The organism is Bradyrhizobium sp. USDA 4501, assembly GCF_054062115.1.
On record NZ_JBSSEX010000001.1, the window covers coordinates 750594 to 764136 of the forward strand.

Below are 13543 nucleotides of genomic sequence, written 5' to 3' on the forward strand. Positions count from 1 at the left end.
GGAGCCGTTCCCGTTTCGGACTCGCTTTGCGCCGCATGATTCTTCCCGGGACAAGAATTTTTTCGCATTAACGAATCGTTGACTCTCGACAGTCCCGGAAATCTGGATTCAAATGATCATGATTCGGATGCATCGTGGGGAGCATCCGAACCGGGTAAAAAATCAGCTTAGAGCGGGGGTCTCAGGCATGGCGCGCGCGCATGCAGCGAACGCGTGCGTCCAATCCGATTCGATCAAGGGATTGGCGCAGTCGATCGCGAAACCGGCCTATCACAGGCTCCTGACGGCCGAGCCTGCACTGCGCCGCGCTGTCCCTACGCTCATCATCGCCTTCCTCATCACGATCTGCCTCGGCGCCTTCGTCCAGGTGATCGACCAGAACCGGCAGAAGCGCGGCGCGATGAAGCGCGACCTTGCTGCACTGTCCGACATCCTCGCCGAACGTCTCGATCGCCTGACCTCGGTGCGGCGCGACCGGCTCGCCAACATCGAGCGGATGCAGGAACTGCTGCCGGACCTGATCCCGTCCTGGGGCATCGCCTACGGCCGCCACGTCATCATCACCAGCGCCGATCACCGCGTGCTGGCGCGCGTGCCGGTCGACGGCGCCGGCGAGAACGACCGCATCCTCGACATCGTCTCCACGGCGCAACTGCTCGTCGCGCCCGGCCAGCAGGGCACGGTCAGCGACATGACGCTGCCCGGCGGCACCGGCGCGCTGGCGATCTCGCAGCTCGTCAAGTCGCTGCCCGGCCAGGTCGTCGTCATCCAGGAGATGAACGAGCCGATCTGGGGATCGGACGCGGCACTCTCGGTGACGCTGTCGGCGACCACGAGCTTCGTCGTGCTGATCCTCGGCTTCGCATTCCACTGGCAATCGACCCGCGCCCGCGAGGGCGACCTGATCCAACGACGCCGTGCGCGGCCGGATCGACACCGCGCTCAACCGCGGCCGCTGCGGATTGTGGGACTGGGACCTGTCGCGCGGCCGGATCTTCTGGTCGCAGTCGATGTTCACCCTGCTCGGCCTCGACACCCGCAACGACCTCCTCACCTTCGGCGAGGTCAACGCGCTGGTGAATTCCGACGACATCAACCTGTTCGACATCGCCGACCAGCTGATCTCGGGCAAGATCGATCACATCGACCAGAGCTTCCGCATGCGCCATGTCGGCGGCCACTGGATCTGGCTGCGGGTGCGCTGCGAGCTCAGCCATGCTGCCGCCGACGGCGGCCTGCATCTGATCGGCATCGCGGTCGACATCACCGAGCAGAAAAGCCTCGCCGAGAAGTCTGTGGAAGCCGATCTCAGGCTGCGCGACGCGATCGAGACCATTCCCGAGGCTTTCGTGCTCTGGGATGCCGACGACCGCCTCGTGCTCTGCAACTCGCACTTCCAGCGGCTGCACAAGCTGCCCGATTCCGCCGTCAGCCCCGGCACCTCCTACGAGACCGTGATCGAGGTCGGCAGCATGCCGGAAGTGCGCACCCGCCTGCACGAGAGCGGCGTCCCGGCGCCCGGCGCCCGCACCTTCGAGGCCCAGCTTGACGACGGCAGCTGGCTGCACATCAGCGAGCGCCGCACCAAGGACGGCGGCTACGTCTCCGTCGGCACCGACATCACCCGCATCAAGGCGCACGAGCAGAAGCTGGTCGACAACGACCTGCGCCTGCGCGCCACCGTGATCGACCTGCAGCGCTCGCAAACCGAGCTGGAACGGCAGGCCGTCGAGCTCGCCGACCTCGCCGAAAAATACTCGCAGGAAAAAACCCGCGCCGAGGACGCCAACGCCGCGAAGTCGAAATTCCTCGCCAATATGAGCCATGAGCTGCGCACCCCGCTCAACGCCATCATCGGCTTCTCCGAGATCATGGGCAGCGGCCTGTTCGGCACGCTCGGCTCGGACAAATACGCGGAGTACTGCCACGACATCCTGACGTCGGGGAAATACCTGCTCGAGGTCATCAACGACATCCTCGACATGTCGAAGATCGAGGCCGGCCGCATGAAGTTCGACATGGAGCCGCTCGATCTCTCCGGCATCCTCGCGGAGTCGCTGCGCGTGGTCTCTGGCCGCGCCGAGCACAAGGGACTGTCGCTGGAGTCGGATATCGAAAGCACGATCTCGGTCGTCGCCGACCGCCGCGCGGTCAAGCAGATCATCGTCAACCTGCTCTCCAATGCAGTGAAATTCACGCCCGACCACGGCCGCGTGCTGGTGCGCGGCCAGATGCTGGATGACTCGATCGTGCTCCTGATCGCCGACAGCGGCATCGGCATCGCGCCGGAATCGCTGCGCCGGCTCGGCAAGCCGTTCGAGCAGGTCGAGAGCCAGCTCACCAAGAGCTACCAGGGCTCCGGTCTCGGACTTGCGATCGCGCGCTCGCTCACCAATCTGCACGGCGGCTCGATGCGGCTGCGCTCCAAGCTCGGCGTCGGCACCGTCGTCCGCGTCACGCTGCCGCGCGATCCGCGGTCCCTCCAGACGAAGCTGCCGGAAGCGGCCTGACGCCCCCCACTACTTCGCAAGCACCCCTTCCAGCAGCGCGGAATCACCGAGCACGGCCAACGTCTCGCGAGGCGTGAGATGGCGGACCGCCTGGTCGAAGCTGTCGCTTGCCTCGATCCGCGCACGCGCCACCGCGAGATGAAGATCGATCTCGCCCGGACCGCCGCGCCGCGCCGGCGGCAGCGACGAGAGATGGCGCTGCAACAGCCCGGAATCCTGCCGCAACGTCGCGAGCGCAGGGGCCGATGCGTGTGCCGGCGACGCCGCCAGCTCATTGGCGCGAACCAGCACGCGTGGCGGCTTAGCTTCCTCCGGCGTCACGAACAGCGCGTGCATCGCCGGCCGGGCGGTCCAGGCGCCGATCGGAATCGCAAACAGCAGGCCAACGATCACCGGCGACATCCACAGCAACAGCGGCAGCGACACCGCCCAGGCGCTTATCGCCATCGCGACACCGCAGGCGGTGGGAACGCCATACTTCCGATACAACTCCCGCCGCTCGACCGCGCCGTCGTCGCGCCGCTGCGTCTGCCAGCCGGCGTCCCGGCCGAGCAGGATCTCGACGACGGCGATCGACTGGAACACCATCATGACCGGCGCGATCATCGCCGAGATCAGCACCTCGGCGAGCACGCCCGTCAGCGCCCGGAACCCGCCGCCGAATTGCCGGCGCGTATCCGAGCGCGTCAGCAACAGGATGAAGCCGAGCAGCTTCGGCACGATCAGCAGCGCCATGGTGAGGCCAAATACCCAGGCGGCGAGCACCGGGTCCTGCGCCGGCCAGTTCGGGAACAGCGAAAAACCCTTCGGAAAATATTCGGGCCGAATGAAGCGCGCCTGCAACGAGATCAGGATTCCGAGCAGCAAGAACGACAGCCAGAGTGGCGCGGTGATGTAGGAGCCGATCCCGGTCATGAAATGCAGCCGCGAGATCCAATGCAACCGGCGCGTCCTCAGCACGGCGAGATGCTGCAGATTGCCCTGGCACCAGCGGCGGTCGCGCGCGGCAAAATCCAATAGCGACGGCGGCACCTCTTCGAAGCTGCCGCCGAGCATCGGCGCCATGTAGATGCCCCAGCCGGCGCGCCGCATCAGCGCCGCCTCGACAAAGTCGTGGCTCAGGATATGTCCGCCGAACGGCTTGCGTCCGGAGAGCTCGGGCAGCCCCGCCTGCTCCGCAAATGCCTCGATCCTAATGATGGCATTGTGCCCCCAGTAATTGCCCTCGGAGCCGTGCCACCACGCGACACCGGCGGCGACCATCGGCCCGTAGAGCCGGCCGGCAAACTGCTGCAGGCGGCTGAACAGGCTGCGCGCGTTGACGATGACCGGCAGCGTCTGCAGCAGCGCCGCCTGCGGATTGGTCTCCATGGCGTGCGCCATCCGCACCATGGTGTCGCCCGACATCAGGCTGTCGGCGTCGAGCACGATCATAAACCGATAGGCGCCGCCGAACCGCGTGATCCACTCGCCGACATTGCCGGACTTCCGCGCCGTATTGTCGGCGCGATGCCGGTAGAACAGCCGTTGCGCGCCGCAGGCCTCGCACAGTTCGAGAAACGCCCTCTCTTCGGCGATCCAGATATCGGGATCGCGGGTGTCGCTGAGCACGAACCAGTCGAAGCTGTCGCCCTGCCCGGTCCCCTCGACGGACTCGTAGATGGCGCGCAGGCGCGCCATCAATTGATGCGGATTCTCGTTGTAGGTCGGGAGCAGGACCGCGGTCCGGCTCGCGAGCTGCGGCAAGGGACCGTCGTCGCGGATCGGCAAGGCGTTGCCGTTGCGGCGAAGCAGAGCGAAGAAGCCGGCGAGCGCCGAAGCGAACGAAAACGCGATCCAGGCGAGCAGCGCGACGAACAGCACCAGCACCATGCCTTCCATGATCGTCACGCCGCCGACCTGGACCACCATGTAAATCTCGTAGGCGCCGGCACCGGTCAGCGCCGCCGTCAGCATCAGGACGAACGCGCGGCGCATCAACATGCCCGCGCCGACCGACACCGGCGTGCTCACCGCATGCGGCGGCCGGCCGAGATCGGCCGCCGACATCGCAAGCGGGCTCTCTTGTGGCAGGAAGCCGTCGGCCGCCGCGGCGACGTCGGACTGAGGCGACGTGACTATGGCGCCCATCGATAGACCCAGATCTCGGAGAGCGGCTTGTCATCCTGCGCCAGATGCGCACGCAGCTCGACCGGGTCCTTCTTGACGGCGCATTGGAAGCTGAGCCGCCATCCGCCGGTATTCGGATTTGGCTGCGTGACGACATTCGTGATCTCGGACTTCTCGGCCGCCACGACGCCCTTGACGCTGCCGGGATCGATCCCCTTCAGATTGTCACCGAACAGGTCGAGCACGAACAGCTTGCTGTTCTCGCCATGCGCGCCGATGCCGCTGCGCGTGAAGCGCGCGAGCGAATGCGGCTTCGGCGCATCCGGCCCCCAATGCAGGCGATAGGTGAAATTGGTCTCGCTCTTGGCCTTGAGCGGCGCCTTCGGCCGCCAGAACGCGGCGATGTTGTCGTGGATCTCTTCCTTGGTCGGGATCTCGAACAGGATGACCGCGCCCTCGCCCCAGTCGCCGATCGGCTCGACCCACAAGCTCGGACGCTTCTCGAAGCGCGATTCGATGTCCTGATAGGCGAAGAAATTCTTCTCGCGCTGCATCAGACCGAAGCCATGCGGATTGACGTCCTGGAACGTGCTGATCTGGAGGTCGCGCGGATTGCTCAGCGGGCGCCACAGGCTCTCGCCCTTGCCGTTGTAGATCGCAAGCCCGTCCGAATCGTGCACCGACGGCCTGAAGTCGTCGACCTCGTTGCGATCGTTGGGCCCGAAGAAGAACATGCTCGTCATCGGCGCAAGGCCCACGTGCTCGAGATCGGCACGCGGATAGAGCGATGCCTCGACATCGAACACCGTGGTCGCTCCAGGCCTGATCGTGAAGCGGTAGCTTGCCGCGCAGCTCTTGCTGTCGAGCAAGGCGTGAATGACCAGCGAGGTCGCGTTGGGCACGGGACGCTCGAGCCAGAACGCCTTGAAGAACGGAAACTCCTCGCCCTTGGCTTCGCCGGTATCGATCGACAGGCCGCGCGCCGACAGGCCGTAGGTCTCGTCCTTGGCGACCGCGCGGAAATAGCTCGCGCCGAGGAAGACGCAGACCTCGTCATAGTAATTCGGCTTGTTGATCGGCGCGTGGATGCGAAATCCGGCAAAGCCGAGGTCGGTCTCGGTGAAGTCAGGCACGGTCTCGCCGAACGAAAACATGTCCTTGCTGTACTTGACTTCGCTGACCTTGCCGTCGGCGACCTCGAAGATCTTGACCTTGTTCTTGTAGAAGAAACCGCGGTGGAAGAACTGCGCTTCGAACGGCAGCTTCGCGCCGCGCCACAGCGCGCGCTCGGACGTGAAGCGGATCGAGCGGTACTGGTCGTAGTTGAGGTCCGTCAGGCCGTTCGGCAATTTCTCGTCCGGCGCCTCGAACGACTTGCCGGCGAGATTGCGCGCAAGCTCCCTGACCATGCCTGGGTTGAAGGGTGCGTCCGTCGCGCTCGCTGCGGCGGCGGCCTGGCGCTGTGGCAAGAACATGAGTGTCGGCAATACGGCCGATCCGTGGAGTAACTGGCGACGATTCAAAGCAGCTCCTGCTCGCTGACCGGGACGCCGCAATGCAACCGCCGAGCCGGCGCTGAGTTCCATCTTTGCTGCGAGCAAGCGAAGATTGTCCGCCGGCTGAACACCAGGACTTGCTTCAACGCAACCACACAACGCGTGGTCGGTTGCTGCTGTGCCGGAACCGTGGCGGAAAGGCTACGAAGGAATGCCGAGAGCTACGCGCTCTCGAGCGTCGGCGCGACCTCGCGTGCGACCTGCACCAAGGCTGCGATCAGCGGCGTCATCGGATCGCGCTGCGGGATCACGAGGCCGATGCTGTAGTCCACGACCGGATCGACGATCGGAATGCTGCGCACCGCATCCGCAAGGCCGAGCGTCTCGGCGAGCTTGGCCGGCATCACGCTGGCCCAGCGGCCGGTCTTCACGTGGGTGTAGAGCACGAGCAGTGAGTTCGACGTCAGCGTCGGCGTCGCCTCCGCGCCGACCGAGGTCAGCGCGCGATCGATGATGCGGCGGTTCTGCATGTCGGGCGTGAGCAGACAGAGCGGCACGGTGCCGACTTCCTTCCACGTCACCTGCTTGCGGTCGCCGAACATCGCATCCGGCGCCGTCAGCAAGCGATAGCTCTCGTTATAGAGCGGGATGGTGCGGACCTTGCCGATCGGCTCGTTCTCGATATAGGTCAGCCCGGCATCGACCTCGAGATTCTCGAGCAGGCCGAGCACATCGGCCGACGTGCACGACTGGATGCGGAACCGCACGTCGGGATGGCGCGCCCGGAACGGCGTGGTCAGCGAGGCCACCATGCCGAGCGCGGTCGGGATCGCCGCGATCCGGATCTCGCCCGACAGCTTGTCCTTGAGGCTGTTGATCTCCTGCTTCATCGCGCGCGCATCGCCGACGATGCGCCGCGCCCAGTCCAACGTCCGCTCCCCTTCGGGCGTGAAGCCCTGGAAGCGGGATCCGCGCTGCACCAGCATGACGCCGAGGATTTCCTCGAGCTGCTTGAGACTGGTCGACATCGTCGGCTGGGTGACGCCGCACGCCTCCGCAGCCCGGCCAAAGTGCCGTTCCTTGGCCAGCGCCAGCAGAAGTTCCAGCTTGTCGATCAAGGTTCAAATCCCTTCGGAAAACGGCGCCCCAAGCGGCAGCCCAACACGTCCATAGGTAGCACGATCGGGGTACGATCCCGAAATCCAAAGCGCCCCGGAAGTGCGTGATTCCAGAACATTATTACGATCCCGCATCGATCCATTCGGCGACGCTATTAATCGCGTTTCGCAATCGCCGCATGAGACAGCTTTATTGATGTTTCGAAGGATTCCAACTCTCATGTGCGAAGCAAAAAACTGATCGTGAGAAGCGCTGATGACGGTGGGATACGAACCTTGGGACAAGGCGCGCGGCGCTGAAATCATCGCCGAGCACGCCGGGCTCGAAGGCGCCACGCTGGTGATCCTGCACGCGCTGCAGGAAGCCTTCGGCTATGTGCCCGAGCCGGCGATCCCGATGGTCGCGGAGGCGCTCAATTTGTCGCGCGCCGAGGTGCACGGCGTCTTCACCTTCTACCATGATTTCCGGAAGCAACCTGCGGGCCGCCACGTCCTCAAGCTGTGCCGCGCCGAGGCCTGCCAGGCCGCCGGCGGCGATGCGCTCGCTGCGCGCGCGGAAGCCAAGCTCGGCGTTGCTCTCGGCAATACCACGGCGGATGACCGCGTGACGCTGGAGCCGATCTACTGCCTCGGGCTGTGCGCCACCGCGCCCTCGGCGATGCTGGATGGCCGCGTGGTCGGCCGGCTCGACGAAGGGCGGATCGACGCGCTGGTCGCGGAGGCACAGCGATGACAATGCGGATCTTCATTCCCCGCGACGCCGGCGCGGTCGCCGTCGGCGCCGACGACGTCGCCCTCGCCTTCGAGCAGGCCGCAGCAGCGCGCGGCATGCCGATCGAGATCGTCAGGACCGGTTCGCGCGGGCTGTACTGGCTGGAGCCGCTGGTCGAACTCGCGACCGCCCAGGGCCGCGTCGGATTCGGCCCGGCGACGCCGGCGGACGTTCCACCCCTGCTCGACGCGATGGCCGGCAACGGTCAGCACGCGCTGCGGCTTGGGGTCACGGACGAGATTCCCTGGCTGAAGCGCCAGACCCGGCTGACCTTCGCCCGCTGCGGCGTGATCGATCCGCGCTCGGTCGACGATTACCGCGCCCATGGCGGCTACAAGGGCCTGGAGCGGGCGCTGACGCTGACCTCCGACCAGATCCTCGCCGACGTCACGACGTCCGGTCTGCGCGGCCGCGGCGGCGCCGGCTTCCCCACCGGCATCAAGTGGAAGACCGTGGCGCAGGCCAGCGCTGACCGCAAATACATCGTCTGCAACGCCGACGAAGGCGACAGCGGCACCTTCGCCGACCGCATGATCATGGAAGGCGACCCCTTCGTCGTGATCGAGGGCATGACGATCGCAGGTATCACGGTAGGCGCCACCAAGGGCTACATCTACATCCGCTCGGAATATCCGCACGCGGTCGACGCGATGAACGCGGCGATCGTGGCCGCCCGCCGCGCCGGCTTGCTCGGCAAGCGCATCGGCGGCTCCACCCATGAGTTCGATCTCGAGGTGCGTGTCGGCGCCGGCGCCTATGTCTGCGGCGAAGAGACCTCGTTGCTGGAAAGCCTCGAGGGCCGCCGCGGCATCGTGCGGGCCAAGCCGCCGCTGCCGGCGCATAAGGGCCTGTTCGGCCGCCCGAGCGTGATCAACAACGTGCTGTCGTTCGCGGCGATTCCCTTCATCCTCGACAACGGCGCCAAGGCCTACGCCGATTTCGGCATGGGCCGCTCGCGCGGCACGATGCCGATCCAGCTCGCCGGCAACATCAGATATGGCGGGCTGTTCGAGACCGCCTTCGGCGTCACGCTCGGCGAACTCGTCGACGAGATCGGCGGCGGCACCTTCACCGGGCGCGAGGTGCGCGCGGTTCAAGTCGGCGGCCCGCTCGGGGCCTACTTCCCGCGCGCGCTGTTCGACACGCCGTTCGACTATGAAGCGTTCGCCGCGCGCGACGGCCTGATCGGCCATGGCGGGATCGTGGTGTTCGACGACAGCGTCGACATGGCGAAGCAGGCCCGCTTTGCGATGGAATTCTGCGCGGTCGAATCCTGCGGCAAGTGCACGCCGTGCCGGATCGGCTCGACCCGCGGCGTCGAGACCATCAACAAGATCATCAATGGCGAGCGCGTGGCGGAAAACCTCGCCGTTGTCGAAGACCTCTGCAACACCATGAAATTCGGCTCGCTGTGCGCACTCGGCGGCTTCACGCCCTACCCCGTGATGAGCGCACTGAAACACTTCCGGGAAGATTTCGGCGGAGATCTAGGTCCCGCACCGGCCCACCTGCAGGCCGCGGAATAGCAAGGAAATCACGATGTCGCTGATCCAGGAAACCGATTTCGGCACGCCCAAATCCAAATCCGAGACGATGGTCACGCTGACCATCGACGGCAATCAGATCACGGTGCCCGAGGGCACCTCGATCATGCGCGCGGCGATGGAAGCCGGCACCCAGATTCCAAAGCTCTGCGCGACCGACATGGTCGACGCCTTCGGCTCCTGCCGGCTCTGCCTCGTCGAGATCGAGGGCCGCGCCGGCACGCCGGCCTCCTGCACGACGCCGGTTATGCCCGGCCTCGTCGTGCACACCCAGAGCGAGCGGCTGAAGAAGCTGCGCAAGGGCGTGATGGAGCTCTACATCTCCGACCACCCGCTGGACTGCCTGACCTGCGCCGCGAACGGCGACTGCGAATTGCAGGACATGGCGGGCGCGGTCGGCCTGCGCGACGTGCGTTACGGCTATGAAGGTGAGAACCACGTCTTCGCCAAATCGCACGGCTGCGAAAACGACAACTGGATGCCGAAGGACGAGTCCAATCCGTACTTCACCTACGACCCCTCGAAGTGCATCGTCTGCTCGCGCTGCGTCCGCGCCTGCGAGGAAGTGCAAGGCACCTTCGCGCTGACGATCTCCGGCCGCGGCTTCGACAGCCGCGTCTCGCCCGGCATGAACGAAAGCTTCCTCGGCTCGGAATGCGTGTCCTGCGGCGCCTGCGTGCAGGCCTGCCCGACCGCGACGCTGACCGAGAAATCCGTGATCGAGATCGGCCAGCCCGAACACTCGGTCATCACCACCTGCGCCTATTGCGGCGTCGGCTGCGCCTTCAAGGCCGAGATGCGCGGCGAGGAAGTGGTACGCATGGTGCCGTGGAAGGACGGCAAGGCCAATCGCGGCCATTCCTGCGTCAAGGGCCGCTTCGCCTGGGGTTACACCACCCACAAGGAGCGCATCCTGAAGCCGATGATCCGCGAGCGGACCGAGGATCCCTGGCAGGAAGTGTCGTGGGACGATGCGCTGAATTTCGCCGCCGCGAAGTTCAAGGGCATCCAGCAGAAATACGGCCGCGACGCGGTCGGCGGCATCACCTCGTCACGCTGCACCAATGAAGAAACCTATCTGGTGCAGAAGCTGATCCGCGCCGGCTTCGGCAACAACAATGTCGACACCTGCGCCCGCGTCTGCCATTCGCCGACCGGCTACGGCCTGTCGCAAACCTTCGGGACTTCGGCCGGCACGCAGGATTTCGACTCGGTGGAGGACACCGACGTCGTGCTGATCATCGGCGCCAATCCGGCTTCCGCCCATCCGGTGTTCGCCTCGCGGCTGAAGAAGCGGCTGCGCCAGGGCGCCAGGCTGATCGTGATCGATCCGCGCCGCACCGAGATGGTGGAATCGCCGCACGTGAAGGCGCTGCATCTGCCGCTGATGCCCGGCACCAACGTCGCCGTGCTCACCGCGCTCGCCCATGTCATCGTCACCGAAGGGCTCGTCGATGAGACCTTCGTGCGCGAGCGCTGCGACTGGAGCGAGTTCCAGGATTGGGCGGCTTTCGTCGCCGATTCCAAGCACAGCCCGGAAGCCACCGCGATCATGACCGGCGTCGATCCGAAGGCGCTGCGCGAGGCGGCCCGAATCTATGCCACCGGCGGCAACGGCGCGATCTATTACGGGCTCGGCGTCACCGAGCACAGCCAGGGCTCGACCACGGTGATCGCGATCGCCAACCTCGCGATGGCGACCGGCAATATCGGCCGGCCCGGCGTCGGCGTGAATCCGCTGCGCGGCCAGAACAACGTGCAGGGCTCCTGCGACATGGGCTCGTTCCCGCACGAGCTGCCGGGCTACCGCCACATCGCCGGCGATGCGGTGCGCGAGCAGTTCGAGGCGATGTGGAACGTCAAGCTCAACAACGAGCCGGGCCTGCGCATCCCGAACATGTTCGACGCCGCCATCGAGGGCAGCTTCATGGGGCTTTACGTGCAGGGCGAGGACATCCTGCAGTCCGATCCGAACACCAAGCACGTGGTGGCGGCGCTGTCGGCGATGGAATGCGTCATCGTCCACGATCTCTTCCTGAACGAGACCGCGAACTACGCCCATGTCTTCCTGCCCGGCTCGACCTTCCTCGAGAAGGACGGCACCTTCACCAATGCCGAACGCCGCATCCAGCGCGTCCGCAAGGTGATGACGCCGCTCAACGGCTACGCCGACTGGGAAGTGACGATCATGCTCGGCAAGGCGATGGGCTTTGAGATGAACTACACCCATCCATCCGAGATCATGGACGAGATCGCCGCGCTGACGCCGACCTTCGCGGGCGTCTCCTATGCCAGGCTCGACGAGCTCGGCTCGGTGCAGTGGCCCTGCAACGAAAAGGCGCCGGAAGGCACCCCGGTGATGCATATCGGCGGCTTCGTGCGCGGCAAGGGCAAGTTCATCCTCACCGAATATATCGCGACCGACGAACGCACCGGCCCGCGCTACCCGCTGCTGCTCACCACCGGCCGCATCCTCAGCCAGTACAATGTCGGCGCGCAGACCCGCCGCACCGAGAACGTGGTGTGGCACGCCGAGGACCGGCTGGAGATCCATCCGCACGACGCCGAGCAGCGCGGCGTGCGCGACGGCGACTGGGTGCGGCTGGCGAGCCGCGCCGGCGAGACCACGCTGCGCGCCGAGATCACCGACCGCGTGGCGCCGGGCGTTGTCTACACCACGTTCCACCACCCTGACACCCAGGCCAACGTCATCACGACTGATTTCTCGGACTGGGCCACCAACTGTCCCGAGTACAAGGTCACCGCAGTGCAGATCTCGCCGTCGAACGGTCCGTCCGACTGGCAGAAGGCCTATGACGAGCAGGCTCGCCACTCCCGCCGCATCGCCGCGCCGGTGGTGGAAGCCGCGGAATAGCGATGCGCGAGCCCGTCTATCAGGCGAACCGGAAGGTCTGGCGCAACGGCGTCTTCAGCGACGGCGCGCGCCTGATCCCGGAGGAGACGCCGCTCGCGCTGACCTATAATGGCGGCACCTACGCCGTGATGATGGGCTCGCCCGAGGACCTCGGCGATTTCGCCGTGGGCTTCAGCCTGAGCGAAGGCATCGTGCAAGCGGCCGACGAGATCGAGACCCTCGACATCGTCGAGCTCGATGACGGCATCGAGCTTCGGATGTGGCTCAGGCCTGACAGGGCCGAGCGGATCGCCGAGCGACGGCGCAACATCGCCGGACCGACCGGCTGCGGCCTGTGCGGGCTCGATTCCATCAGCGAGGCAGTCCGGCCGGCCGCGGTGGTACGCGCCGGCCGCGCCTTCTCGCCGCGCGAGATCATGGCGGCGATGGCGGCGGTGGCGCCGCTGCAGGAGATCAACCACCAGACCCGCGCCGTGCACGCCGCGGCGTTCTGGACGGGCGCGCGCGGCATCGTGGCGCTGCGCGAGGATGTCGGCCGCCACAATGCGCTCGACAAGCTCGCCGGCGCGCTGGCCCGCGACAAGGTCATGGCCGGCGAAGGCATGGTGCTGCTCACCAGCCGCGTTTCGGTCGAAATGGTGCAGAAGACCGCCGCGATCGGCGCGCCGCTGATCGCCGCAGTGTCGGCGCCGACCGCGCTTGCGGTGCGGATGGCGGATGCCGCCGGCATCACGCTCGCCGCGATCGCTCGCGCCGATGGATTTGAAATCTTTACGCATCCGGAACGCGTCACAGGCGCGATGGCCGGCAAGGAGCCCGCTTATGTCGTCGTCGCCTGACAAACTGGTCTATATGGCGAACCAGATCGGAAAATTCTTCCAGAGCCAGGGGCGCGAGCGTGCCGTGCAGGGCATTTCCGAGCACATCTGGAAGTTCTGGGATCCGCGGATGCGCAAGCAGATCTTCGCCCATCTCGACGCCGGCGGCACCGGCCTCGATCCCGACGTCCGCGATGCCTTGCAGAAGCTGAAGCAGCAGGCGTAGCTTTCTGGACTATCATTCCTAGAGGCTGTGAGCGCTCCGCACCGCCGTCATTGCGAGGAGCGATAGCGACGAAGC

8 protein-coding genes and 1 pseudogene are annotated in these 13543 nt (G+C 66.0%); 6 read left to right on the top strand and 3 right to left on the bottom strand.

The features are described 5' to 3' along the window. Window positions 1–187: 187 nt before the first annotated feature. A pseudogene (locus tag ACVWZM_RS03580) lies at window positions 188–2510 on the top strand (ATP-binding protein). Window positions 2511–2519: 9 nt separating this feature from the next. On the opposite strand, the gene mdoH reads toward ACVWZM_RS03580, so the two are convergent. The 3 genes from mdoH to ACVWZM_RS03595 form a co-directional block, all read right to left on the bottom strand. After that, a complete protein-coding gene (gene mdoH / locus ACVWZM_RS03585; RefSeq protein ID WP_168858121.1) occupies window positions 2520–4640 on the bottom strand; it encodes a glucans biosynthesis glucosyltransferase MdoH in 2121 nt (706 codons plus the stop codon). Next, a complete protein-coding gene (locus ACVWZM_RS03590) occupies window positions 4628–6094 on the bottom strand; it encodes a glucan biosynthesis protein G (protein ID WP_233475695.1) in 1467 nt (488 codons plus the stop codon). The genes mdoH and ACVWZM_RS03590 overlap by 13 nt, the downstream gene beginning before the upstream one ends. A 242-nt stretch (window positions 6095–6336) precedes the next feature. Further along, on the bottom strand, window positions 6337–7233 hold the full coding sequence (locus tag ACVWZM_RS03595) for a LysR family transcriptional regulator (protein WP_018270739.1): 897 nt from the start codon (window positions 7231–7233) through the stop codon (window positions 6337–6339). A gap of 256 nt (window positions 7234–7489) precedes the next feature. On the opposite strand from ACVWZM_RS03595, the gene ACVWZM_RS03600 reads away from it, so the two are divergent. Genes ACVWZM_RS03600 through ACVWZM_RS03620 form a run of 5 tightly spaced genes read left to right on the top strand, consistent with a single transcriptional unit; the run spans window position 7490 to window position 13468 of the window. Further along, complete coding sequence (locus ACVWZM_RS03600) at window positions 7490–7966, top strand: formate dehydrogenase subunit gamma (protein WP_168858119.1); 477 nt, start codon at window positions 7490–7492, stop codon at window positions 7964–7966. Then, window positions 7963–9531: a formate dehydrogenase beta subunit gene (locus ACVWZM_RS03605; RefSeq protein WP_168858118.1), complete on the top strand. Its 1569-nt coding sequence runs from the start codon at window positions 7963–7965 to the stop codon at window positions 9529–9531. Before ACVWZM_RS03600 ends, ACVWZM_RS03605 begins: the two co-directional genes overlap by 4 nt. A gap of 13 nt (window positions 9532–9544) precedes the next feature. Then, window positions 9545–12424, top strand: a complete 2880-nt coding sequence (gene fdhF / locus ACVWZM_RS03610) for a formate dehydrogenase subunit alpha (RefSeq protein ID WP_168858117.1) — start codon at window positions 9545–9547, stop codon at window positions 12422–12424. Between the two features lie 2 nt (window positions 12425–12426). Next, window positions 12427–13263: a formate dehydrogenase accessory sulfurtransferase FdhD gene (gene fdhD / locus ACVWZM_RS03615; protein ID WP_141340902.1), complete on the top strand. Its 837-nt coding sequence runs from the start codon at window positions 12427–12429 to the stop codon at window positions 13261–13263. Further along, entirely contained in the window at window positions 13247–13468 is a 222-nt protein-coding gene (locus ACVWZM_RS03620; RefSeq protein ID WP_076833312.1) for a formate dehydrogenase subunit delta, read from the top strand. Before fdhD ends, ACVWZM_RS03620 begins: the two co-directional genes overlap by 17 nt. Window positions 13469–13543 lie beyond the last annotated feature (75 nt).